General features: G+C 49.7%; 19 protein-coding genes and 1 other RNA gene. 18 read left to right on the top strand and 2 right to left on the bottom strand.

Translation table 11 applies throughout. The features are described from left to right. The first annotated feature begins 244 nt into the window (after positions 1 to 244). The 6 genes from ybaK to DXA87_RS00365 all read left to right on the top strand — a co-directional run bounded on the left by ybaK (position 245) and on the right by DXA87_RS00365 (position 7,162). Positions 245 to 745 carry a Cys-tRNA(Pro) deacylase gene (gene ybaK, locus DXA87_RS00390; RefSeq protein ID WP_021906009.1) on the top strand — a complete coding sequence of 167 codons (501 nt, stop codon included), beginning with the start codon at positions 245 to 247 and terminating at the stop codon, positions 743 to 745. A gap of 301 nt (positions 746 to 1,046) precedes the next feature. After that, a complete protein-coding gene (locus DXA87_RS00385) occupies positions 1,047 to 1,988 on the top strand; it encodes a cell wall hydrolase (protein ID WP_015554857.1) in 942 nt (313 codons plus the stop codon). A 265-nt stretch (positions 1,989 to 2,253) separates the two neighbouring features. Further along, positions 2,254 to 2,919 carry an HAD family hydrolase gene (locus DXA87_RS00380; RefSeq protein WP_242997992.1) on the top strand — a complete coding sequence of 222 codons (666 nt, stop codon included), beginning with the start codon at positions 2,254 to 2,256 and terminating at the stop codon, positions 2,917 to 2,919. A gap of 195 nt (positions 2,920 to 3,114) precedes the next feature. Continuing rightward, positions 3,115 to 3,292, top strand: a non-coding RNA gene (ssrS, locus tag DXA87_RS00375) — 6S RNA. A gap of 225 nt (positions 3,293 to 3,517) precedes the next feature. Next, the gene (locus DXA87_RS00370) at positions 3,518 to 4,837 is read left to right on the top strand and encodes an AI-2E family transporter (protein WP_117502959.1); all 1,320 of its coding nucleotides are present in this window, start codon (positions 3,518 to 3,520) and stop codon (positions 4,835 to 4,837) included. A 24-nt stretch (positions 4,838 to 4,861) separates the two neighbouring features. Further along, a complete protein-coding gene (locus DXA87_RS00365; RefSeq protein ID WP_117502958.1) occupies positions 4,862 to 7,162 on the top strand; it encodes a SpoIID/LytB domain-containing protein in 2,301 nt (766 codons plus the stop codon). Positions 7,163 to 7,389: 227 nt separating this feature from the next. On the opposite strand, the gene DXA87_RS00360 is transcribed toward DXA87_RS00365, so the two are convergent. Next, positions 7,390 to 8,604, bottom strand: a complete 1,215-nt coding sequence (locus tag DXA87_RS00360; RefSeq protein ID WP_252196285.1) for a 6-phosphofructokinase — start codon at positions 8,602 to 8,604, stop codon at positions 7,390 to 7,392. A 197-nt stretch (positions 8,605 to 8,801) separates the two neighbouring features. Here DXA87_RS00360 and DXA87_RS17845 point away from each other — a divergent pair, with 197 nt between their 5' ends. The 12 genes from DXA87_RS17845 (at position 8,802) to DXA87_RS00305 (ending at position 24,878) form a co-directional block, all read left to right on the top strand. Then, on the top strand, positions 8,802 to 8,972 hold the full coding sequence (locus DXA87_RS17845) for a hypothetical protein (RefSeq protein WP_158552983.1): 171 nt from the start codon (positions 8,802 to 8,804) through the stop codon (positions 8,970 to 8,972). 22 nt (positions 8,973 to 8,994) lie between these two features. After that, entirely contained in the window at positions 8,995 to 10,965 is a 1,971-nt protein-coding gene (locus DXA87_RS00355) for an oleate hydratase (RefSeq protein WP_117502957.1), read from the top strand. 338 nt (positions 10,966 to 11,303) lie between these two features. Continuing rightward, positions 11,304 to 12,947, top strand: coding sequence for a DUF3298 and DUF4163 domain-containing protein (locus DXA87_RS00350; RefSeq protein ID WP_117502956.1), 1,644 nt, complete (start codon positions 11,304 to 11,306; stop codon positions 12,945 to 12,947). A gap of 217 nt (positions 12,948 to 13,164) precedes the next feature. Continuing rightward, positions 13,165 to 13,818, top strand: coding sequence for a fructose-6-phosphate aldolase (gene fsa, locus DXA87_RS00345; RefSeq protein ID WP_117469846.1), 654 nt, complete (start codon positions 13,165 to 13,167; stop codon positions 13,816 to 13,818). A 178-nt stretch (positions 13,819 to 13,996) separates the two neighbouring features. Beyond that, complete coding sequence (locus tag DXA87_RS00340) at positions 13,997 to 14,899, top strand: YitT family protein (protein WP_117502955.1); 903 nt, start codon at positions 13,997 to 13,999, stop codon at positions 14,897 to 14,899. A 175-nt stretch (positions 14,900 to 15,074) separates the two neighbouring features. Next, the gene (locus DXA87_RS00335; protein ID WP_242997991.1) at positions 15,075 to 16,505 is read left to right on the top strand and encodes a carboxyl transferase domain-containing protein; all 1,431 of its coding nucleotides are present in this window, start codon (positions 15,075 to 15,077) and stop codon (positions 16,503 to 16,505) included. 17 nt (positions 16,506 to 16,522) lie between these two features. Then, positions 16,523 to 17,317, top strand: a complete 795-nt coding sequence (locus tag DXA87_RS00330; RefSeq protein WP_117502953.1) for an OadG family transporter subunit — start codon at positions 16,523 to 16,525, stop codon at positions 17,315 to 17,317. Between the two features lie 21 nt (positions 17,318 to 17,338). Next, entirely contained in the window at positions 17,339 to 17,734 is a 396-nt protein-coding gene (locus tag DXA87_RS00325; protein ID WP_117502952.1) for a biotin/lipoyl-containing protein, read from the top strand. 38 nt (positions 17,735 to 17,772) lie between these two features. Then, positions 17,773 to 18,921, top strand: a complete 1,149-nt coding sequence (locus DXA87_RS00320; RefSeq protein ID WP_015554843.1) for a sodium ion-translocating decarboxylase subunit beta — start codon at positions 17,773 to 17,775, stop codon at positions 18,919 to 18,921. Positions 18,922 to 18,987: 66 nt separating this feature from the next. Continuing rightward, positions 18,988 to 20,400, top strand: coding sequence for an oxaloacetate decarboxylase subunit alpha (locus DXA87_RS00315; RefSeq protein WP_117502951.1), 1,413 nt, complete (start codon positions 18,988 to 18,990; stop codon positions 20,398 to 20,400). 289 nt (positions 20,401 to 20,689) lie between these two features. Beyond that, entirely contained in the window at positions 20,690 to 22,891 is a 2,202-nt protein-coding gene (locus DXA87_RS00310) for an SH3 domain-containing protein (RefSeq protein WP_117503069.1), read from the top strand. Between the two features lie 124 nt (positions 22,892 to 23,015). Further along, positions 23,016 to 24,878, top strand: coding sequence for a cadherin-like beta sandwich domain-containing protein (locus DXA87_RS00305; RefSeq protein WP_117502950.1), 1,863 nt, complete (start codon positions 23,016 to 23,018; stop codon positions 24,876 to 24,878). A gap of 215 nt (positions 24,879 to 25,093) precedes the next feature. Here DXA87_RS00305 and DXA87_RS00300 read toward each other — a convergent pair whose 3' ends face one another. Then, complete coding sequence (locus DXA87_RS00300; protein WP_015554840.1) at positions 25,094 to 26,116, bottom strand: sugar kinase; 1,023 nt, start codon at positions 26,114 to 26,116, stop codon at positions 25,094 to 25,096. Between the last annotated feature and the right edge of the window lie 173 nt (positions 26,117 to 26,289).

Raw genomic sequence — 26,289 nt, 5'->3', positions numbered from 1 at the left:
TAGGAAATTCCGAGGAATTCTCTATTACATAAAAGGCACTCATGTGCCAATGATGCGCACTCGCGCGAAGTTGTAGATTGTCGCAAGCGACCGCGCGAGGCGCGAAAATGTGCCAAGGCACATTCTTTATTATTGCTTTTTTGCGTATTCCGTTGTATAAATGATGTGCAGCCTAAAAGGATTAAATACCGGACTGCGGGCAGATGCGGCGCAGGGAAAAGGCTGTGTTCAGGAGGAAATATTTATGAGCAGATCTGCAAAAAATGATAAAACAAAGACAAATGTGATGCGGCTTTTAGATGCCGCGAAAATCCCTTACGAGGCGAAGGAGTACCCGGTGGATGAGAACGATCTCTCCGGAAGCCATGCGGCGGACATGCTGGGTGTGGATCATGGAAGCGTGTTTAAGACCCTTGTACTGAAGGGAGAACGCACCGGATTTCTCGTCTGCTGTATTCCTGTGGACGGTGAAGTAGATTTAAAAAAGGCGGCGAAAGCGGCGGGAGATAAGAAGGTGGAGATGCTTCCGATGAAGGATCTTTTAGCCACAACGGGGTACATCCGCGGTGGCTGTTCTCCTATCGGAATGAAGAAAAAGTTCCCGACTTTTATTGATGAGGCGGCGTTAAAATACGAAACGATCGCTGTCAGCGCGGGCCAGAGGGGATTCCAGGTACTGCTTTCCCCGCAGACTCTCGCGGACTATGTGGGAGCAAAACTGCTGGATTTGCAGCAAAATGGTTAACATAAATGAAAAAGTTATCGGAAACCACCTGAAAGTGGGGAATCAATATTTAACAAAATTGTAACATTTGCAATATTTTATACTTGCCAATACCACCAAAAATTTAGGTTTTATGCCGATAATATTTGGAAAAGATATTAATAAAATGTAACAATCATTAAAAAACGGGCTGTAAAATGTAACAAAGTTGGCCATGGCTTATTGACATTTGCCCTCTCATTCTCCTATAATCACAGACACCGGCCGGAAAACGGTCGGAATGAACAACCGGCGACAGGACGGAGAAAGAGGGTATTCAAAAATGAATCCATGGAACTCATTTCTTCAGACAGTCTTTCAGTTTGTGAAATCACTCTTCACCGGTGTGACAAAGAAGATGCACCGGAATGCGGCAATTCTCACGATGGGCGCAACACTGATTGCAGTGATTCCATTTACAGCGGTGGACTTCCAGGGCGGAGGCAAAAACGCGATCGTAGCGTTTGCAGAGACGCAGGGAGGTTCGGATGAAGACAGTCTGGAGGAGACAGAAGATACTGCTCTTCCGGAAACAGACGGAAATGTTTTAGAGGATGAGACGACGGCGGATGAAGCATCATCCGCGGAGACGGAAGCAGATATCGAGAAAGAAACTGAAAATACAGAGACGAATGATAAGAACAGCGCCGAGGACGCAGGAGCTTCGGAAAAAGCAGACGAGAGCAATGGGGCTCAGGATGAGTCTGCGGGGCCGGAAGTGGAAACTGCGGGAAACGCAGAGGCCGGAGCTGTGCAGGTTGAGGCGGAAGCAGAAGGCTCACCTGTGACAGAGGTACAGGCGGAAGCGGAAGAGACTGCGGCGGAGGAGCCTGCAAGGGAAGTTTTCACCGGCTACTCTGACAGCGACTACGATGTTCTTCTACGGATCGTGCAGGCGGAAGCTGGAAACTGTGACATGGAAGGCCGTGTCATGGTGGCGAACGTGATCTTAAACCGTGTGGAGAATGACTCATTCCCGAACACGATCACGAAAGTTGTCTACCAGAAACACCAGTTTTCACCGGTGTCCAACGGCTCCATCAAGAGATGCAGGGTCACAGCCGAGACGGTGGAGGCCGTAGGGCGGGCGCTCTCAGGTGAAGACCTGACGGACGGTGCCCTGTATTTTATGAACCGGCATGCGTCATCAAAAAAGAACGCCAGCTGGTTTGACAGACATCTGGAATTCCTGTTTAAACATGGAAATCACGAGTTTTTCCGGTAAACTCCGGGTCAGATAAAAAGGATAAGGGAAAGGCGGCATGTGCCAGAACCGTAAAAAGCGGTTCTGGTGGGTGCCGCTTTTTTGCAGCTGCAGATCTGAAATAGAATACAGGTGATATATTCTGTCGGTTTGAAAACGAAAAGTCGATAGCCATGGAAAATAGTGGAGGTTGGCGGAAGGGCAGTACAGGATTTTATAATTGACATTTAAATGGGGGCATGGGATAATAAAACTCATGAAATTGGAAATACGTGAAAGAGGAAAAATGATGAAGTTAAAAAGAGTATTTTTTGATCTTGACGGCACACTGACGGATTCCATGCCAGGGATCACGAGGGGTGTTCAGTATGCGCTGAAACATTACGGCATCCATGTGGATGACCTTTCGGTCTTGAAACCGTTTGTGGGACCGCCGCTCTTCGACAGCTTTAAGAGATATTATAATTTTTCAGATAAGGACGCAAATGATGCGATCTATGTGTTCCGGGAATACTACGATGTGAAAGGCTGGATGGATAATGCGCCGTTCGATGGCGTGGAAGATATGTTAAAGACCTTAAAGGAGGCTGGCCTCGAACTCTATGTGGCAACATCGAAGCCGGAGGAGACCGCAAAGAAAGTCCTGGAATATTTCCAACTGACAGAGTATTTTAAATTTATCGGCGGCGCGTCCATGGATGAAGCGCGTGTGAATAAGGACGATGTGATCCACTATGTCCTGGAAGAAAACTGCATCAGCGAGGAGGAGAAGCCTTCCGTGATCATGGTGGGTGACCGGGAACATGATGTATACGGTGCGAAGAAAACGGGACTTTCCGTGATCGGCGTGCTTTACGGATATGGAAGCCGTGAAGAACTCCAGAGCGCCGGGACAGATTACCTCTGTGAGACACCGGAGGAGACAGCAAAGCTCTTAAAAGGTATGATGTAAAAAAAGATCAGCCGATATTTGGGATGCTTTGTCTGTGTTAAAGACAAGACAGACAGTACAGCAGGGATCGAAGATCCGGTTTACAGCTATGTCGGGAGTTGTAATTATGAGTCGCAGAAAAATACATGACACCAGGAAATGGAACTTGAAAAATGATCCGTGATGCGCTATAATAGTTCTCAGTTAAAGGGAATGTGATTCCTGGGATGTTCGACACTCCTGTCTATTTTGAACCTACATTTTGACATACGGGATTCCTAGATCCTTGGACGGATGTCAGGCCTCCATCGAGTGGAAGGCAGATGTTTAAGTGCGGATGCCCACCTAGCATTGCTAGGCGTCAATTATTCAGGAAACGGCATTTTGGGATTGCGAAAGATAAAAAAGCAGCGAGAGATCGCTGCTTCTTTTCATATAGTGGGATATAACATGGCGTTATTTTACATGGATGAACGACGCATGATTTCCGCGCATGACGGGGGTTTAGATTTCGCAAATGCTCTTTTCTAAACATGGGAAGTATGATATTATGGGTGCAAACAGGTTTCGATACATATGATATGAATGGAAGAAACAACTGCAAAGGAGAAACTTTTTTATGAAAAATGAACGGTTCGAACGATACATTTACATGGGGGTGACGGCAATCCTGGTACTGATCGCAGCGGTGTTTGTCGTCTTTCTGTTTCTGGAGAGGAATGCAGTGTTTGCCTTTCTGGGAAAAGTGCGGTTTGTCCTGGCACCGGTGATCTACGGCGCTGTACTTGCTTTTTTAATGTCTCCGGTCTATAACTGGTGCTACAATACAGTCGTGTATGTGCACGATGACGACAAGAAAAAAGAGGACGAGGAAAAGAAGATCGCGCCAAAGAAACGGTTCAAGAGTGAATCCTTCGGCAATTTCCTTGGAAAAGCCGTTGGAACAGTGATAAGCCTTGCGTTTCTGATCGTGGTGGTCGTAAGCCTTTCCAGCATGATCATCCCGCAGCTCTATTCCAGTATCGTGGGGATCATCAACATGATGCCGGTTTATTTCCAGAACGTGTATGACTGGCTGACGGAATTCTTCGTGAACAACCCGCCGGTGGAGCAGGCAATCTTAAATATTTACGAGCAGTCAGCCCAGTATTTTCAGAGCTGGATGGAGACGGACTTAATGTCGAATCTCTCCAATTTCCAGAACTTCCAGAATATTGAGAAGATTGTCGGCGGCGTATCCAGCGGAGTCATGAATGTGATCACGCTGACAAAAAACATGCTGATCGGATTGATCGTTATGATCTATCTGTTAAATATCAAGGAATCCCTATCAGCGCAGGGAAAAAAATTTATTTATTCCGTTCTTCCACTGAAAGCGGCCAATATCGTTGTGGCTGAATTCCAGTTTATTAAAAAAGCGTTTTCCGGCTTTATTATCGGAAAACTGATCGATTCCCTGATCATCGGAATTCTCTGCTTTATCCTGATGCATCTGTTTAAGCTGCCGTATGAGCTGCTGATCAGCGTGATCATCGGAGTGACGAATGTGATACCGTTCTTCGGACCGTTTATTGGAGCAGCTCCGTGCGCGATCCTCGTATTCCTCATCAGTCCGAAACAGTGTCTGTACTTTATTGGGCTGATCCTTGTGCTTCAGCAGTTTGACGGAAATATTTTAGGACCGAAGATCCTGGGAAATTCCACAGGTGTTTCCAGCTTTGGTGTACTGTTTTCGATCCTGCTGTTCGGCGGATTGTGCGGATTTGTGGGAATGATCATTGCGGTTCCGTTGATGGCAGTCATCATTCATATTTATAATCAGATTCAGGAATATCTCCTTTCAAAGAAGAGTCTGAGCATAAAAGAAGAGGACTATGTAAATCTGAAGCGGATCGACGAACAGAACGGCGAGTATAAAAAACACGGTGACGAACAGTAGCTGGTTCTGGTCGGGAAAGGAATTATGAACGAGAGAAGGAAACTGATAAACTGGATGGCGGGAGTCACGACGTTCATCGTGGTTCTGCTGATCGTGATCGTACTTCTGGACAGGGAAGAGGATGGAGTCTCCCTGGCAGCGGCATCCCGGACGGTGGCACTGACACTGGAGTCGGGGAATGGAATTCTTGAAAATGCGCCGGAGACGTCGAATTTTGATGAAGATCTATCGGACCAGTGGTATGTGAAATATATGGACTACCTCTATGGTCAGGGATATCTTGACAGCGGATCGGTCAAAGCGGACGAGCGGAGCGCTACGTCCGCAGTTACATACGCGGTTCTTTCAGACTGGGCAAAAAAGGCATCGGAAGAGGGAAAAGGGGAAACAGATGCGCTCCTTTCTTATGTGGATTCCGGTGACCGGGCGAAAAAGGCGGTCTCCAGTGAGAATTTCTGGAAGTTCTATGACGCGTTCCGCGCGGCGGTGGATCCGGACAGAGCTGTGGCCGAGGTGGAGACGGACCTTTACGGAACACCGGACAATGTGGATGGTGCGCCTGCATGGACAGCCTACACGAGGGACGGTATTTTTCAGTTTGAGGGACTTTACCTCGACGGATATATTGATCAGAAGATCCGGTTTCTGGCGAGAGACGATGAGATCTTAAAGGTGGAGGAGATGGTCTCGGACGAGATCGTCTACGAGAATGCCTGGATCTCGGGATTCTCCGGAAAGACAGTGACGGTCTTTATCGGAAATATCCAGAGGGAATTTCCGGTAAAGGGAGTTTTAAAGGATGAGAGCGAGATCTCCGGTCAGATCGGAGATCTGTACTTAAAGGGCGGAACCCCAAAACGACTGGTGCTGAAGAAAGAGAAGATCACCGGAACGGTCCTTGCGGTCCGCGACACAGAGATTGAGATCGACGGCTACGGCAGCGTGCCGCTGGCGGATCAGTTTAAGATCTATCGGACCTACGGTGTTCTCAGGGAACAGCAGAAGAAGGATATTCTCGTCGGCTACCACATGCAGGAATTTGTGGTGGCGGATGGAAAGATCTGTGCGGCCCTGACGACGGAGAAACCGGATATCGACATGATCCGCGTGCTTATCATGACGAACGGATTTAAGTCACTGTTCCATGATACGATCACACTTTCCTGCGACTCCATGGCAGTGTTGGAGTACGGAGATGAGAAGGATGCAAAGACGGAGTCCATCGCAGCAGAGGAGACGGTGACGATAAAACCGGGAGATTCAAGGGTCGCAAGTGGGCGTCTCACATTCCGTTCCGCAAATGAAGGCGGAATGATCACGGTACACAGTCTGGAGCGCGCTCAGGGAATGCCCGTCTATCCGGGACATATGGAGATCACGGAGGAGAGCGACGGCCTGCTTCTCTTAAACGAGGTGGATCTCGAGGAATATTTAAAGCGGGTGACACCGAGCGAGATGCCGCCGACTTATGAGCTGGAGGCGCTGAAGGCCCAGGCGGTCTGTGCGAGAACCTACGCATGGAGGCAGATTCAGGGCAATGCCTACTCGACCTACGGTGCCCATGTGGATGACAGCACGAATTTCCAGGTGTACAACAACACGCTGACCTTCGATTCCACGGATACCGCTGTGAATGAGACCTTTGGTCAGCTTCTGGAATACAACGGGGATCCCATCGAGGCGTTCTATTACTCCACATCTGACGGGCATGGAACCGACGGAAGTGTGTGGGGAGCGGATGCGTCCAACACGCCGTACCTCAGGGCAGTCACGATCAACAACAAGGCGAAGAAGCTGGATCTGACATCCAACGAGGCCTTTGAGAGCTTTATCAAGGACGAGAACACAGATGCCTACGACTCTGACTTCCCGATGTTCCGTTGGAACACGAAGACCACCAGCACGATCCTGGACGAAAAGATCGGCGGGGTCGGCAGGATCACGGGACTTACGATCACATCCAGGGGAGCGGGTGGATACGCGAAGACCCTGAAGGTCGTTGGAACGGAAGGTTCCAAGACATTTTCCGGGCAGAGCAGGATCCGCAGCATTCTCGGAAATGTATCACTTGTATACAACAGGAAAGACGGTTCCACATCTACGGGATGGGATACGCTTCCCAGCGGTTTCATCTATATCGAGAACAACGGAACCGATGAAAATCAGGTGACGACCTTCACAATCTACGGAGGCGGCTTCGGACACGGTGTCGGCATGAGCCAGAACGGTGCCCAGGGCATGGCAAAGCAGGGAAAGACCTGCCAGGAGATTTTAAAGTTCTTCTATGACGGGTGCGGGCTGATGGATATCAGTGAAGTGAATTAATGGAATATGAAAAATAAACAGCTCTGTGCAGCAGTTAAATGGAAAAGTGGATTTCGTTTGGCAGCGGTGCAGGGCTGTTTCGATCTTGAATAAGTCTGGGACAGGAAGTGGGAGAGTTCTTACCAAGGAAAGAAAAGGAAAAAGCCCGTGGAAGCATGTTTTCACGGGCTTTTGCTTTTGTTGAAGAGTTTTGTTAAAATTCGCGGTTATGGGTGATAATACCAAACTTACTTTCTGTACAGGTATTTCGGCACCCCGTTCTCCATCACGCGCTTCGGCTCGCCCTGGATCAGCGGGAGAGCGTAAGCTGAGAAGTCATCGGTGATATCGTTTCCTGCCGCGTTGATCCATTCCTTTGGGAATTTCTTTTCCTGATTGCAGATGAGGCTTACATCCTCCGGTGTGCAGTGCATCTTGTACGGCATGTCGGAGTCACGCTTGAAGGCGATCATCTTCTTTGTCTCCCCGGCGAGAACTGCCTTCACACCGGCAGCGCCTGCCATGGCAGCTTCCTCGATATCCGTCTCAGATACCATCATGCCGCTGCAGCGCTGGTTGACATTTAACTCGATGGAGCGGACTTTCACGCCGAACTTGTCGCGGACAAAGCTTTCCAAGACCTCACCGCAGCCGGTGAGCATCTTGTGACCGAAGGAATCGAGCTTCGCTGCGTCGGAGTACTCGCAGACAAAGGTGCCGCCCTCATCGGCAATTCCCTCGGAGACGCAGACAACGAGGTTCGGGGATTTCTTGAATGCAGCGTCCAGGTCATTATAGAACTGCTCTAAGGAGAACGGAGTCTCCGGGAGGTAGATAAGGCATGGGTTGTCGCCCTCATATTTTCTTGCAAGCCTGGAAGCAGCGGTGAGCCATCCTGCGTGGCGTCCCATGATCTCGACGATGGTGACGGATCTCTGCTGATAGACGGAGGCGTCGAGGACGATCTCGCGGACGGTGGAGGCAACATACTTTGCGGCGCTTCCGAAGCCCGGTGTGTGGTCGGTGAGGACAAGATCGTTGTCGATGGTCTTCGGGATTCCGATGAATTTCACATCGCTTCCAATCTTCTCCGCATAGCGGGAGAGCTTGTCCACGGTATCCATGGAGTCGTTTCCGCCCACATAGAGGAAGTATCCGATGTTCATCTCACGGAAGTTATCGAAGATCGCAGGGTAAACTTCACTGTCTAAATCTGCCGGAAGTTTATAACGGCAGGAACCAAGGTATGCGGCCGGAGTGAGCTTTAAGAGCTCAAGTTCCTTGTCAGAGAGGTCCGTGGAAAGGTCCATCACATGGTCAGCGAGGAATCCCTCGATTCCGTTGATCATTCCGAGAACATGTCCGTCCGCGCCGGATTCCCTGAATGCTTTTACCGCACCATAAAGGCTCGCGTTGATGACGGCGGTAGGTCCGCCGGACTGTCCGATTACAAGATTTTTCATGATTTCTGTATTCTCCAATCTGAATGTATTCCGTAAGCTTATTATAAAAAAATGTGTATGGAAAATCAATGATGAATGTATAAAAACGGAAAAACGGGCAATCCTATGACCAGTACAAAAGAAAAAGATTAATACTTATCCTCCCCTTTTTAGTACCCTGTTCGCTGCCCCTATAGAGACAGCGGGCGGGGTACTTTTTGAATGAAAATCAGAAAAAAGGAGAAGATAAAAGGCGGGAAGCGCAGAAAAAACTTTTGCGTTCAAAATATTTGAATGGAAAGCTTGACAAAGCCCGTGGAAAGGATTACTATCAAAAGCAGCAATATAGTTATGAAAACTACATGATACGGAATGTAGAAATGAAATAAACAGGAAAGGAAACCAGAAACGATGAGCAAAAAAGGATGGAAAGCCGGAGCAGTTCTGGCGGCCGGAGCTGGAATCACAGCGGTACTCGCGGCGAAGAAGCGCGGAAACATGGAAATGGATAAGATGAAAAAGACTTCCCATGGAAGCAGATCCGATTACCGCAACACAGAACTCGGAAAACATGATAAGAACAGCAAGGGAATCTACTACACAAACGGAAACTACGAAGCGTTCGCCCGCCCGGAGAAGCCGGCGGGAATCGAGGAGAAGTCCGCGTACCTTGTGGGAAGCGGTCTCGCATCCCTGGCGGCGGCATGCTTTCTCGTCCGCGATGCCCAGATGCCGGGAAAGAACATCCACATCTTAGAGGCCATGGATATCGCCGGAGGTGCCTGCGACGGAATCGATGATCCGACAAGAGGATATGTGATGCGCGGCGGCCGCGAAATGGAGGATCATTTCGAGTGCCTCTGGGATCTGTTCCACAGCATCCCGTCCCTGGAGGTTCCAGGCGCGTCCGTTCTCGATGAGTATTACTGGTTAAACAAGCATGACCCGAACTATTCTCTCTGTCGTGCCACAGAGCGCCGCGGCGAGGATGCCCATACGGACGGAAAGTTTGGTCTGAGCCAGAAGGGCAGTATGGAGATCATGAAGCTCTTCTTCACGAAGGATGAGGATCTCTATGACAAGACCATCGAGGATGTGTTCGATGATGAGGTATTCGGCTCCCAATTCTGGCTTTACTGGAGAACCATGTTCGCCTTTGAAAACTGGCACAGCGCCCTGGAGATGAAGCGGTACTTCCAGAGATTTATCCACCATATCGGCGGCCTTCCGGACTTCTCCGCTCTGAAATTCACCCGCTACAACCAGTACGAATCCCTGATTCTGCCGATGCAGAAATACCTGGAGGCGGCAGGCGTGGAGTTTCGGTTCGGCACAGAGGTCACAAACGTCCGCTTTGAGATCACGGACGGAAAGAAGACGGCCCGCGCTATCGAGTGCCGCACGAAGAACGGGGACACGGAGATCCCGCTGACGGAAAGGGACCTTGTGTTTATCACAAACGGAAGCTGTACAGAAGGGACGATCTACGGTGACCAGAACCATGCGCCGGTGGGTGACGCGGAAGTGAGAAGCAGCGGCTGCTGGAGCCTCTGGAAGAAAATTGCAGCACAGGATCCGTCCTTCGGTCATCCGGAAAAATTCTGCTCCGATATCGAGAAGACGAACTGGGAGTCTGCGACGGTCACCACCGCAAATGAAGAGATCATCGACCAGATCAAGAAAATCTGCAAGCGCGACCCGAGGACAGGCAAAGTTGTTACCGGCGGTATCGTGAGCTGCCGCGATTCCAAGTGGCTTTTGAGCTGGACCATCAACCGCCAGGGACAGTTCAAGAATCAGAAGAAGGACGAGGTGTGTGTATGGGTATACAGCCTGTTCACCGATGTCCCGGGCGACTATGTGAAGAAACCCATGAAGGAGTGTACCGGTAAGGAGATCACCGCCGAGTGGCTGTATCATCTCGGAATCCCGGTGGAGGATATCGAGAGACTATCAGGAGAAGAGTGCAACTGCACACCGACCATGATGCCGTATATCACCGCATTCTTTATGCCGAGGTCTGCCGGAGACCGCCCGGATGTAATTCCGGACGGTTCTGTAAATGCCGCTTTCCTTGGACAGTTTGCGGAGACTCCGAGAGATACGATCTTTACCACAGAGTATTCTGTCCGTACCGCCATGGAGGCAGTATACGGACTCTGTGGAGTGGACCGCGGTGTGCCGGAGGTATGGGGCAGTGTCTATGATGTGAGAGAGCTCTTAGACAGCACGGTGAAGCTCATGGACGGAAAGTCCCCGCTTGAGATGAAGCTTCCGATGCCGTTTGAAATGTTGAAAAAGCCGCTGCTCAGAAAGATCGATAAGACGATCGTTGGAAAACTTCTGCGTGATCACGATGTTTTGAAGGATTGGATGCTGTAGAGACGCGGCGCACAGATAAAATAGATATATGAGAATATGATGAAAATGCCGGAAATGGGGAACTGCCTGTTTCCGGTATTTTTATGCCCAAATATGCCGAAATTTTTTGCAAGAGGGGGAGATCCGCTGTACGTTCTGTTTTCTTCCGCTTTGTTTTAAGAATTCGTAAGGGAAAAGAAATGGATTCCCCGGAGCATGTGCGATAAGATAAGGCTATAAAAAGGAATAATCCTGATACAGGAAAATTTCGGCTGCAAAGGGAAACAGAATGTGAATGCTGCATGTCATCGGCAAATAAAATCGAATGGTTATAAAAATTGATAAAGGGAGGAAACAGTATGAGAAAATATGGTCTATATCTCCTGATCGCAATGAGTCTCATGACCGGCTGTCAGAAAAAAGATATAGTGACGGTGGATACAGCGGCGGAGACGACACAGGAGAGCGGTGAGACTGGATCCACAGCGGAACGTGAGCCGGAGAGTGCGGTGGAGAGCATATCGGGCACTGATCAAAATGGGAATACGGGCGCGGATGCCCGGACGGATCGCTTTGCCCTGATCCCTATCGCGGTAAGCGGGGAATATGACGGGGAATGGGATGACACAGATCAGACTCCGATCATCACATCGCGCTGCGATAAGGTCTATGTCCAGGGGGACGGATATGACGCGCTGAAGCAGTCACTCATTTCCCTGAATAAAAAGCTGGTCAGCCAGAATAAAGAGGAGTATGCCTCCTATAAAAAAGAAGCTGAGGATATGCGGAACAATTACCCGGACAGGAAGCAGTCATATGTCTGCAATTATGAATTTAATCCGGTCCGCTTCGACCATACGGTCGTCAGTATGTACTGGCTGAAATATTATGATCTGGGAGGCGCACATCCAAGCTCTGTGACGGAATACCACAATTTCGATACGCAGACAGGAAAAGAGATGGAACTTTGCGATGTAGTAAAAGATCTTCCGGGATTCCGGAAATATGTGGAGGAGGAGCTTTCTGACCAGAAGGAGGAGAAGGAATTATTCGAAGATTATGAAACGACCGTGGACAGTCTGTTTGCGGGGACGGATGGATATGGGCCGCTGGGATGGTGCATCACAAAAACAGGTGTGTGCATTCATTTTGATCAGTATGTTATCGCCTCATATGCGGCAGGAGCTGTTGAAGTGGAGGTTCCGTTTGCCGGAAATGAAACGATGTTCCAGACAGACTATATAGGGAAAGCCTCAGAAGGCTGGGCGAAAAAGACCAGTCCCTGGGAGACTGTGACATATGGGAATGGGGGGACGGATACTTCTGTGAGCTATCATTTTGATGATGCTGCAGACGGGTATGGCACGAGAAATATCACGATCGAGCGGGAACAGGGCGGAAAGAAGGAAGAATTCACGATGGAACTCTATGGACAGCCCCAGGACGGATGGATCGCCATGACGGATGACGGCCACCCATATCTCTACACGGAGATCCAGAGTGAGAATGACTGGAGGACCCTGGAAGTCTTCGACCTGAAGGGAGAAGAGATCCGCCATCTTGGTACATCGAATGACAGTCCCCATGGCGCCCTGTTAAATGATCCGGATGGATTTTACCTTACCCGCAGAGTGGATGCCCTGGGAACATATGACGCTTACCGGAAATTCCATGTGGGCGAGAGCGGGATGCCGGTGGCAGAGAATGATGTGTATACAAAAGTCAATGTCTGCGATTCAAAGGAGGATGAGGCGGCGCTGGTATCCACGAGGGAGCTTCCGGTGACAGTCTTCGACGCGGACGGCAGCGGGAAAGAGGAAAAGCTTCCTGCCGGAACAAGGTATTATGTCCGGGCAACGGATCTGGAAAGTTTTGTGGACATGGAGCTCTCCGATGGACGCAGATGCCGTCTGGCGGTGGGAAAGTCGGATAAAGGCTGGGGATTCGAGATCGACGGGACGTATGAAGAGGATTGTTTTGAATTTATCCCGTATGCCGGATAAAAAGAATGTCTCCTGGTGGATTTCCACACCAAACGCGCTCACCTGCTGTGATCTGCATCTGTTCACGAACACGCATTCGGGAATGGCGGAATCCGAGAAAAACGTCGAAATGCATTGACAAAACATGTCCTCATGTTAAAATGGACTTATATGACGGTCTGTAGCTGCGAAAATACCGGGCAGTTACGATTATTAGAAAAAACAGGAGGGGGAACCAATGAAGTTTTTCATTGATACAGCCAATGTGGATGAGATCCGCAAAGCAAATGACATGGGAGTGATCTGTGGAGTTACGACAAATCCGTCACTGATCGCAAAAGAAGGAAAAGATTATGTTGAGACTTTAAAAGAGATCGCTTCTATCGTAGACGGACCGATCAGCGGTGAGGTAAAGGCGACAACCACTGACGCGGAGGGAATGATCGCAGAGGGACGTGAGATCGCGAAGATCCATCCGAATATGGTCGTAAAGATCCCGATGACGGTGGAAGGCTTAAAGGCGACAAAAGTGCTTTCTTCCGAAGGCATCAAGGTGAATGTGACCCTGATCTTCTCCGCAAACCAGGCACTTCTTGCAGCCAGAGCAGGCGCAGCTTATGTATCCCCGTTCGTAGGACGTCTCGATGATATCTCCCAGCCAGGTATCGATCTCATCGACACTGTTGCAGAGATCTTCGCTCTCCATGATATCGAGACAGAGATCATCGCGGCAAGCGTACGACACACCATGCATGTAACAGAGTGTGCACTTGCAGGCGCTGATATCGCGACGGTTCCGTATAAAGTAATCGAGCAGATGACACATCACCCGTTAACTGACCAGGGAATTGAGAAATTCCGCAAAGACTATGAAGCAGTTTTCGGCAAATAAGAAAAATTCATGAGGACGCCTCCGGGCGTCCTTTTTTTGCACGCTTTTCTGTGATAAAAAGGTAGTGAAAAGAATAGAAAACGTGGAAAATTGCAAAGGGAAAAATTAAATAATATAAAATATATAAACAATACAAACAACAATAAACAGAATATAAAGAGAAAGGAAACAAAAATAAATGGAAACATCAGAAACAAAACAGAACAAGGCGGCATCTGTCGTTATCCAGACTGCGGTTATCCTGTTCGGTCTCACGGTCTACGCTGCGGGAGTCGTCCTCTTCATTCTGCCGTTGGACATGATCGCCGCGGGAACCACAGGACTTGGCCTTATGGCACAGCATTTCTTCGGGATCCCTCTTTCCGGCTTCGTGGCGGTCTTCAATATCGCCATGTTCGGCCTCGGCTGGCTGGAGCTGGGGAAAAAATTTGCGGCGACGACCCTGCTTGCGACATTTTATTACCCGTTCATCCTTGACCGCCTGACCGCCCTGACGGGAGACTTCGTATTTACAACGGATCCCATGCTCTGTGCCATCTTTGCTGGGATCATGATCGGATTCGCTCTGGGGTTCGTGATCCGCTCCGGCGCCTCCACTGGCGGCATGGACATCCCTCCGCTTGTCCTGCAGAAACGCTTTAAGTTCCCGGTATCCGTGTCCATGTATGTTTTCGATGTGGCGATCCTCTTATCCCAGCTTTTGTTCCGCGACCGGGAAAAGATCCTCTACGGGATTATCATGGTCATGGTCTACACCGTGATCTTGGACAAGATGCTCATGATGGGCAAAAAGCAGGTACAGGCGAAGATCATCAGCGAGAAATACGAGGAGATCAATATCGCAGTGCAGGAACAGCTTGACCGTGGAACCACATTATTCCAGATCGAGGGCGGGCACTTAAGAAAGACGTCCATGGCCGTCGTCACCGTAGTTTCCGGCAGGGAACTTCAGAAATTAAACCGCATCGTGATGGACATCGATCCGGAAGCATTCATGGTGGTTCACCAGGTCGGAGAAGTCCGCGGGCGGGGCTTTACTGAGATGAAACGTCATCTGGAAGCAGAAGGTTTAAAAAATTAACTGCATCACGAGACAGGCATTAGAAAAAAAGTTTCTTAAATTTTTCTGACGAAAAGGGATAAAAATGTTGCTAAGGCGGGGAAAAACTCCTTGAATTTTGCATCAAATCCGTTTATTATTACACTAGGCAGAAATTTGATTTTCGTCAATTTAAGGAATAATGGAGGACAGCAAAATGACAAAAACGTCGGCAATCAACAGAATTCATGAATTGCTTGATGACAACAGCTTTGTTGAGGTTGGTGCTTATATTACTGCCAGAAGCACTGATTACAACATGCAGTCTCAGGAAACCCCTGCAGATGGTGTTGTTACCGGTTATGGTACGATCAATGGCGCTCTCGTCTATGTGTACAGCCAGGACGCGTCCGTAATGGGCGGATCCATCGGCGAAATGCACGCAGAGAAGATCGAGAAGCTCTATAGTATGGCTATGAAAATGGGCGCACCCATTGTTGCCCTGGTAGACTGTGCAGGATTCAGACTCCAGGAAAGCATGGATGCCCTGGACGGCTTCGGCAAACTTTATGTCTGCCAGGCAATGGCATCCGGTGTGATCCCGCAGATCCAGGCTGTGTTTGGAAACTGCGGCGGCGGAATGGCTGTGGCATCTGAAATGGCTGATTTCACATTTATGGAACAGGACGCAAAAATGTTTGTGAATGCTCCGTTTGTAATCGCTGAGAACGATGCTGATAATTCCAGCGCTGAGTATCAGGCAAAAGAGACAGGAAACGTATGCGCGACTGGCTCCGAGAAAGAAATTTTCACAGAGATCAGAAACCTTGTTTCCATCCTTCCGGCTAACAACGAGGATGACATGTCTTACAGCGAATGTGAGGATGACTTAAACAGAATCTGCACAGATATCGAGAACTGCGCAGGCGATACATCCATCGCACTGTCCATGATCTCTGATGACAGCTTCTACATGGAAATGAAGAAGGACTACGCACCGGAGATGGTAACGGCATTTATCCGCTTAAACGGAGCTACCGTTGGCTGTGTTGCAAATCGCAGCGAAGTTTATACAGACGGCGAGAAGACTGCTACTTATGACGCAGCCCTTACCGCAGCAGGATGTGAGAAAGCAGCAGCATTTGTAAACTTCTGCAACGCTTTCGAGATCCCGGTACTTACACTCGTCAATGTAGATGGTTACAAGAACTGCAAATGCAACGAGAAGAAGATCGCGAAGGCGGCAGCACGCCTGACCTACGCATTCGCAAACGCTGACGTTCCGAAGGTAACTGTCGTTGTCGGCAAGGCAAACGGAACAGCAGGTCTTACCATGAACAGCAAGTCCATCGGTTCTGACATTGTATACGCATGGAAGAACGCGAAGATCGGTGTCATGGAAGCAGTACCGGCTGTGAAGATCATGTATGCTGACGAGATCACAAAGGCTGACAATGCGGCAGCCCTGATCAATGAAAAAGCAGCACAGTATAATGAGATGCAGGCAAGCGCACTTGCGGCAGCAAAGAGAGGATATGTAGACGATATCATCGAGGCTTCCGAGACAAGACAGCGTGTAGCTGCTGCATTTGAGATGCTGTTCACAAAAAGAGAGGATCGTCCGTCCAAAAAGCACGGAACGATCTAATATGAGGTGGCTGAAATATGAAACAGAGAATTAGAAGAATCTGGCTTGCACTCTGCATGGCAGTTTGCCTCTTCGCGCTTGCAGGATGCTCTGCAGCCGCTGACACCGCTGAAACGATCGATCCGCAGATCGAAATGGCGATGCAGTCCGGCTCCCAGCAGTACCTGGATCTGTTCAACCAGATGGATGACGCTTCCATCGAACAGGCCCTTGCAACAAGCGTAAAGAACAAAGATACTGTTATGGAGAATGCGTTAAAATCCTGGGATTCCATTAAGGATGACCTTGGCGCGTTCGTTTCCAGCGAGACAGCAGTCGTTACAAAAAGTGATGACGGCTATGTCGCAAGAATGAACACTGTTTACGAGAAGAGAGCGATGGAATTCACTCTGATCGCAGACGAGGACCTCAACAAGGTTGAGACAATTTCCTTCTCTCCGGTTTACACAACAGGCGAGAAGATGGCGAAAGCCGGAATGAATACCTTAATGGGTATGGGCGTTGTATTCGCAGTCCTGATCTTCATCAGCTGGCTGATCAGCATGTTCAAATACATCAACGTATTTGAGGCAAAGATGAAGGCAAAGAAGGCTGCAGCAGCACCGGCACCGGCGGCAGCACCGCAGGCAGCACCGGCAGCTCCGGCTCCGGCACCGGCAGCAGCACCGGCTGAGGAGGAGAACCTCACCGACGACACAGAGCTCGTTTCCGTGATTACAGCAGCGATTGCAGCTTACGAGGGAAAAGAGACTGTTGACAACGGACTTGTAGTCCGCTCCATCAAACGTGTTTCTAACAGAAACTGGAATTAATATTATCAGGAGGAAATCACAATGAAAAATTATACAATCACAGTAAACGGTAATGTATATGAAGTAACAGTAGAAGAGGGCTTCACAGGCGCAGCTTCCGCACCGAAGGCAGCAGCACCGGCACCGAAGGCAGCACCGGCAACAGCACCGAAGGCAGCTCCGGCACCGGCAGCAGCTCCGGCAGCTCCGGCTGGCGCAGCAGGCGCAGTAGCAGTTACAGCTCCGATGCCGGGTAAGATCCTTGGCGTTAAGGCATCTGCAGGTCAGGCTGTTAAGAGAGGTCAGGTTCTCCTGATCCTTGAAGCTATGAAGATGGAGAACGAGATCGTTGCTCCGCAGGACGGCACTGTTGCAACAATCAACGTTGCTGTTGGTGATTCCGTAGAGCCGGGTGCTACACTCGCTACATTAAACTAATTTTCTGCTGACTGCAGATTCCACATGGAGGGATTAACATGGAATACATTCAAAATACACTTTTGAATCTTCTTCAGCAGACAGCATTCCTGAATTTAAGCGTAGGAAACCTGATCATGATCTTAGTTGCGTGTATCTTCCTTTACCTTGCGATCGGAAAAGGATTTGAGCCGCTTCTTCTTGTACCGATTTCCTTTGGTATGCTGCTTGTAAATATCTACCCGGATATTATGCTGAGCATTGAAGATTCTTCTAACGGAGTTGGAGGACTTCTTCACTACTTCTATTTACTGGATGAGTGGAGTATTCTTCCGTCCCTGATCTTCATGGGTGTAGGCGCGATGACAGACTTCGGTCCGCTGATCGCTAACCCAAAGAGCTTCCTTTTAGGCGCTGCCGCACAGTTCGGTATCTACGCCGCTTACTTTATGGCTATTTTCATGGGCTTCAATGACAAGGCAGCCGCAGCGATCTCCATCATCGGTGGTGCTGATGGCCCAACATCCATCTTCCTTGCAGGTAAGCTTGGACAGACTGAGTTCATGGGACCGATCGCCGTAGCAGCTTACTCCTACATGGCTCTCGTTCCGATCATTCAGCCGCCGATCATGAAACTCTTAACAACGGAAGAAGAGAGAAAGATCAAGATGGAACAGCTTCGTCCGGTATCCAAACTTGAGAAGATCCTCTTCCCGGTTATCGTTACGATCGTAGTTTGTATGATCCTTCCGACAACAGCTCCGCTCGTTGGTATGCTTATGGTTGGTAACCTCTTCCGTGAGTCCGGCGTTGTTAAACAGTTACAGGAGACAGCTTCCAACGCTCTTATGTACATCGTTGTAATCGTTCTCGGTCTTTCCGTTGGCGCTACAACAAGTGCTGAGAGATTCTTAAAAGTTACAACTATCAAGATCGTTATCCTTGGACTTATCGCGTTCGCGTTCGGTACAGCAGCCGGCGTTATCTTTGGTAAGCTCATGTGCAAGGTAACTGGTGGTAAGGTTAATCCGTTAATCGGTTCTGCCGGAGTATCCGCAGTTCCGATGGCAGCCCGTGTATCCCAGAAGGTTGGTTCTGAGGCAGATCCGACAAACTTCCTTCTTATGCACGCAATGGGACCGAACGTAGCCGGCGTTATCGGTACAGCAGTTGCTGCAGGTACCTTCATGGCTATCTTCGGAGTTTAATTGGAACCGAAACTTTTAATATAGGGAGGTCTGCCCGGGCAGATCTCCCGGTAGGAGGATAATAAAATGGCAGAAGTTCAGAAAAAGCCGGTTAAGATCGTTGAGACCGTTCTTCGTGATGCGCATCAGTCTCTCCTTGCAACAAGAATGACGACTGATCAGATGCTTCCGATCGTTGACAAAATGGATAAAGTTGGCTACCACGCAGTAGAATGCTGGGGCGGCGCTACTTTTGATGCCTGCCTGCGTTTCCTGAAGGAAGATCCGTGGGAGAGACTCAGAAAACTGAGAGCTGGATTCAAGAACACGAAGCTCCAGATGCTGTTCCGTGGTCAGAATATCCTTGGATACAATCATTATGCAGATGATGTGGTTGAGTACTTTGTACAGAAATCCATCGCAAATGGTATTGATATTATCCGTATTTTTGACTGCCTGAATGATATCAGAAACCTTGAGACTGCCGTTAAGGCAACAAAAAAGGAAGGCGGACATGCCCAGATCGCCCTTTGCTATACATTAGGCGATGCGTATACACTTGATTACTGGAAGAATATCGCTTCCGAGATCGAGAGCATGGGCGCTGATTCCCTCTGCATCAAGGATATGGCAGGTCTGTTAACTCCGTATGCGGCTACTGAGCTTGTTACGGCATTAAAACAGGGTACAAAGCTGCCGATCGACCTGCACACGCACTATACCTCCGGTGTTGCTTCCATGACATATTTAAAGGCTGTGGAAGCAGGCTGCGATATCATTGACTGCGCAATGTCTCCGCTGGCTCTCGGTACATCCCAGCCGGCAACTGAAGTTATGGTTGAGACATTCCGCGGCACCAAGTATGATACTGGCTATGACCAGAATCTGCTTGCAGAGATCACCGATTACTTCACACCGATCCGCGAGGAAGCTTTAAAGAGCGGCCTTCTGAACCCGAAGGTTCTCGGTGTAAACATCAAGACGCTCCAGTATCAGGTACCGGGCGGAATGCTTTCCAACCTTGTTTCCCAGTTAAAGGAAGCTGGTCAGGAAGACAAGTACCGCGCAGTGCTTGAGGAGATCCCGAGAGTAAGAAAAGACTTCGGTGAGCCGCCGCTTGTAACTCCGTCCTCCCAGATCGTTGGTACACAGGCTGTATTGAACGTTCTTGCCGGCGAGAGATATAAGATGGTTCCGAAGGAGTCCAAGAAGATCATGATGGGCGAATTTGGTAAGACGGTAAAACCGTTCAACAAAGAAGTCCAGAAGAAGATCATCGGCGATGCAACTCCGATCACCTGTCGTCCAGCAGATCTGATCGAGCCGCAGTTACCGAAATTCGAGAAGGAATGCGCACAGTGGAAGCAGCAGGATGAGGATGTATTATCCTATGCTCTGTTCCCGGCTGTAGCAAAAGACTTCTTCGAGTACCGTGAAGCCCAGCAGACGAAGGTTGACCAGAAGACTGCAGACAAAGCAAATAAAGCTTACCCGGTATAATTTTGCAGTAAATCTGAAGTGTAATTGACGAAAAAACATGAGGCCCGGCGTTTCCATGAGGAGATGCCGGGCTTTTGTGCTGTCATGCATTCGAAAGAAACTGGCGGTGAAAGCTTCTGCAGGTTATAGTTTCTTTTTTAAGTTTTTATTAAGAAAATGCGGCAATATTTGGAATTTGTGTGAAGTTTCTCCTGCGCGGTTGACAGAAAAGTGCCTTTATCATTATAATGGATATGATGTCGATTTTATGCAAAATTTCACGAAACCGGCAGTGGGAGAGAAGAAAAACATGACAAAGAGACAAAAAAGATTTCTGGCGCTGATGCTGGGGGCGGTCCTTTTGGGAGATTGTGCGGCTCACACCGGAACGATGATATCCGGGCTGTCTTCCGTATACGCGGCGACAGGCTCGGCGACAGTAAATGCCACGACTCTGAATGTGCGGAGTACACCGGGGACGACGGGATCTATCGTAAAAAAACTTGCCTACGGAGCTGCTGTGACAGTGGTTTCCGAGACAACGGGATCCGACGGGAAGATCTGGTATAAGATCCAGTTTTCCTCCAGTTCAGGGACACAGGGAGGCTATGTCCGTTCAGACTATATCAAATTCCCGGTATCCTACAGCTATGACGCGAACTTTGAGAGCTATTTAAACAGCCAGGGATTCCCGGAAAGCTACAAGACATCTCTGCGGACCCTTCACACGGAACATCCGACCTGGGTCTTCCAGGCCCAGAAGACGGGGCTTAACTGGAGCGATGTGATGGAGGCGGAAGGAGCAGTCGGAACGAATCTGGTATCGAAGGCGAGCATTTCATCCTGGAAATCCACAGACTACGGCGCTTACGACTGGAATACAAGCACCTGGACCGGATTCGACGGTTCTTCCTGGGTGGCGGCATCCAAGGACATTGTCGCCTACTATATGGATCCGAGAAATTTCCTAAACGATACCTATGTATTCCAGTTTCTGCATCACGCCTTCGACAGCAATACCCAGACGAGAGCGGGACTTACGAGCCTGATCACGGGAACATTCCTGGAAAAGACGCCGGAGGAGACGACGGCAGCCCAGAGTATCCAGGAGACTTCGGGGTCCGGTACAGCGGCAGTCATAAACAGTAAAACGAATACTGAAGTTTCCGGCTCCCTGCAGCAGGGGGAAAACTACGGACCGGGAATGAGTTCTGGAACGTCCGGCGGAAGTCCTTATGGAAGCGGCAACATAAGCTCTGGCAGCGAAAATCAGGGTGTGAGCCTTGAGGGGCCGGGTTCTACGGTGAGCTCCACGATCAGCCAGAGAAAGATGTATACAACGGCACTCCCGGAGGTAGAGTATGGTCCGGGAATGGACGCGTCTGCCATCACCGATGACAATACCGGCGCGTCAAACACTTCACCGGTACCGACGGGACAGACTTATGTGGATATTATTATGAAGGCGGCGGCCCAGACTGGCGTCAACCCGTATGTCCTTGGCGCTATGATCCTTCAGGAGCAGGGGATAGGTAAATCCGGAAGTATTTCAGGAAAGACCTCCGGCTATGAAGGCTACTATAATTTCTTTAATATCGGCGCTTTCGCTTCCGGCTCCATGTCAGCCGTCACGAGAGGTCTCTGGTACGCGTCCCAGTCGGGAAGCTACGGAAGACCGTGGAATTCTATCGAAAAGTCCATCATCGGCGGCGCGACCTACTACAGTGAGAATTTCCTGAAAAATGGACAGGATACCTTCTATTTAAAGAAATTTAATGTGCAGGGCAGCAGCCCCTACAAGCATCAGTATATGACAAACGTGGAAGGAGCGGCCGGGGAGGGCGCGAAGCTCGCGAGGGCCTATACGGATGAGATGAAGAAACAGGCGCTCGTGTTCAAGATCCCGGTATTCAACAACATGCCGGAAACTGCCTGCGCGAAGCCGACCGTGACGGGAAGCCCGAACAACAAGCTGTCAGGGATCACCATCGACGGATATTCCCTGACACCAACCTTCAATAAAGATACGGAGAAGTATGATCTCGTTGTAGACTCTTCAGTTTCCTCTGTAAATATCCGTGCTACGGCTATCGACTCCAAGGCAGCAGTCAGTGGAGCAGGATCGATCAGTCTCGGAAGCGGAACGACGATCGTGAAGATTCAGGTGAAGGCGGAGAACGGTGATGTCCGCACATACCAGGTTTCCATTGCGAAAGGAAACGGAAACGGCAGCACCACCGTAGTTTCCCCGTCGACGGGAAGTTCCACAGGTTCTTCGTCCTCGGGCTTTACGACGACCGGATCTACGGTAGGCCCTGGCGGATCGACCGGAATATCCAATAGCGGGAGCAGTTTCGGCACCACTGGCCCTGGAAGCACAAATTCCGGATCACAGAGTTCTTATCCAGAAGGCGCATCCGGATCTGGAAAGCTCGTGACGTCATCGACAGGAACGAGCGGCTCTTATCCGGAGGGCGCGACCGGCAGCGGAAAGCTTGTGACCGGCAACTGATATGGGAATATCGGGTCATAAAAAGATCCATTTCAGGAAAGACTATGCTTGGAAGTACAGGCGGAAATTATGGAAACAAGACAATGATCAGCCTGGAAAAAGCTGGAATAGGAGATAAAGAAATATGAACAAATACATGAAAAAACTGGCGGCGGGGCTGTTGGCGTTCGCACTGATGGTCATGCTGCTGCCGGCTGGCGTGGTGGTTTCATTTGCGGCCAGCGGAAAACTTTCGTTTTCCGACCCGACCGTTTCGGTGGGAGACCAGATATCCGTCACGATGAAGATTGCCGCGGACGCAGCGCTCGGTTCTTCCGATGTGATGCTTCAGTATGATGCGGATGCCCTTGAATTTGTCAGCGGTACGAACTCCAATGGCGGAGCAGGATCTGTCCGTGTCATCGGCTCTGCGGAGGCTGCGGACCAGAAGACGTTCAGCTTTACATTAAAATTTAATGCCTTGAAGGCTGGAACTTCCTCCATCACGGTGAAATCCCAGGAAGTTTACGATGCCGACTCCAAGGCAGTGACTCTCAACCATATTGGAAGCTCTTCCGTAAAGATCAACGCGGCGGATACTTCTTCCAGGGACGCGTCCTTAGCGTCCCTCACGATCTCACCGGGTACTTTAAAACCGGCGTTCTCCGCGGATACGACCGAGTATACCGCTGCGGTTCCAAGCGATGTGACATCCATCACGGTCAGCGCACCGGCAAAGGACGGCGGCGCAAAGGTGACTGTCAGCGGAAATGATGACCTCCAGGACGGAGAGAATACCATCACCTGTACCGTAACAGCGGAGGATGGGGAGACAACAAAGACCTACACCATTGTTGTCACAAAGTCTGACGACGCGGCAGCTTCCGCCGGTGAGACAGACTCGGATTCCGCAGAGACGAACGCAGGAGTCGTCGGTGAGGACGGCAACTGGACTGTTGCGGATACCTTTGATGATTCTGAACTTCCGTCTGGATTTACAGCGACGGAGATCGAGTATGAGGGCAGAACTGTAAAGGCAGCTACAGATGACTCTGGAATGACCTTGCTTTACATGACAGATGATTCCGGCAACGGGGACTTCTTTGTATACAACAGCGAGACCGGTGCTTTATCCGCTTATGTAGTCGTGAAGATGGCAGAGAAGACAGTCGTAGTGCTTCCGCCTGAGTGCATCCCGGAGGGAACAGCGCTCCCGGACGGTTTTGCTGAGTGCACCATCGATATTGGAGATCACACAGTCCACGGCTGGATCTGGAAAGACAGCGGAGATTCTGCACCAGAGTACTGTGTCGTTTACGGACGCAACGAGAATGGTGAGGAAGGTTTCTACCGATACGATCAGAAGGAGATGACGCTCCAGCGTTACTTCCAGGATCCGGACGCAGCAGATGCCCGCAGCAAGTACTTAAAGGTTGCTGAGGATTACAACAGTCTGCTTAAGGATTACGAGATCCGCGGAATGTTCGTGATCGGACTTTTTGCACTCAGTATTCTCTTAGTGATCATCATTATCGTTCTCTTACTCAGAAAGCCGAAGGCACCGAAGAATCCGGACCGTGACGGATATGATGACGATTACGGTGACTACGAGGGCGGACGGAAAAACAGAAAGTCTGAGCCGAAAAAGGCTCAGAAGACTGGAAAGTCCGCGAAAGCGCCGGAGAGAAGAACTGCGTCCAGACCGGTTGCCCGCCGGGAAGAACTTTTCGATGAGGAAGAGGAAGAAATCCAGATCCCGCGAAGAAGACCGGAGGCAGCCGAGACATGCCGGCCGGCAGCGAAGAGACGGGAAGCTGTGAGGACAGAGAATGTTCCAGAGAGAACAGACACTCCGGAGAGACCGGTGAGAAAGAATGTGGCGGATATGGAAAAAGATCTGTCAAAGAACCTCGCGAAGGAGGCCGCGAAGGCAGCGCCGAAAGCGGCACCGGCTGAGAAGAGGAACGAGGATGACGATGACTTCGAGTTTATCGATCTGGATCTGTAAAAGAGTATAATAAAAATGCCGTGAGAGGTAAAAGCAATCTTCTCACGGCATTTTTCGGTTGTCGCGTACTCGAAACAAACTATTGGCAACAATTTTTCAGCGGCATCAGAACGGTATATCAGATCGATTTAAAAAGAAAAATTTGGATGAAAAAGAAAAAGGTCTGATTTCTGCTGAAACTCAGACCTTTTCTCTCATACGGAGCAAATTTGTAATTACCGGTTCATCTCACTGACAGGTCCTGTGGAATGATGCTCATGGATGATCCGGTCGATTTCCTTGAAGTCAGAGGACGGGAGGTCGCCCGGAACGGTGTTCTTGACGCTGGATGTGGCGTTTCCGAACTGCATGGCCTTTTCCGGATCTCCATATTTTAAGAGACCGAAGAGAACACCGGCGACATAGGCATCACCGGAACCGATGCGGTCGATCACATCGATATCGTTGTACGGCGCTTCCGTGTAAAATTTATCGGAGCGGGCATCGTAGACGATGGAGGTGAAGTTGTGTTTTCTTGGACTGATGACCGTGCGCTGGGTGGTGGCAACGATCTTTACGCCGTAATCAGTGGCATAGCTCTTCATGATATCCTTCAGGTCACCGGTCTTCTTGAACATGCGGCGGCTTGTCTCCTCAGATACGAAGAGAACATCGACTAACGGAAGGATCTCCTCGATGGTTTTTCTCGCTTCCTCCTCACCCCATAAGTTCGCACGGTAGTTTACGTCGAAGGAGATCGTAGCTCCGGCAGATTTGAACCTTCGGATCAGCTCCACAGCGACATTCTGCATGTTCTGGCAGAGAGCCAGGGAGATTCCGCTTGTGTGGAACATTCTCGCGGAGTGGTAGATGTCCTCCGGGATCTCGCTCATCTTGATCCTTGTGACGGAAGCCTGGTGGCGGTCATACACGATCGTAGGCTTTCTCGGAGCGGCGCCCATCTCGTAGTAGTAGAGACCGAGTCTTGCGTCCGGCGTATCATCGTAGACCAGATAGTCATCGGATACTCCGACAAAACGGATCCTGTTCTTGATAAAAGTTCCGAGCTCATTCTGCGGAAGCTTGGAAACGATACCGGTACGAAGTCCCAAAAGGGCAACGCCGGAAGCAACGTTGAGTTCTGCTCCGCCGGCACGTTTTTCAAAAATATCGCCATCGACGATGCGGGCATGACGCGGCGGGGAGAGACGCAGCATAATCTCGCCAAATGTGATCAGATCGAAAGAATTCTTATCCATATCATTTCCTCCGGGTTCTATATGTTTTGTGAAATTTTTAGCATACTATATTCACAGTATAATCCCAGAAACGGAATTCGTCAAAGGATTTTCAGTGTTTTTTGCCTATAATTTTCAAGAAAACTGAAAGAACCGACCGGAATGCAGATGCAGGAATCAATTTGATGGAAACA

The organism is Desulfotomaculum sp. OF05-3 (assembly GCF_003435535.1).
GTDB lineage: Bacteria > Bacillota > Clostridia > Lachnospirales > Lachnospiraceae > Pilosibacter > Pilosibacter fragilis.
This window is presented reverse-complemented; position numbering and strand designations above follow the sequence as displayed.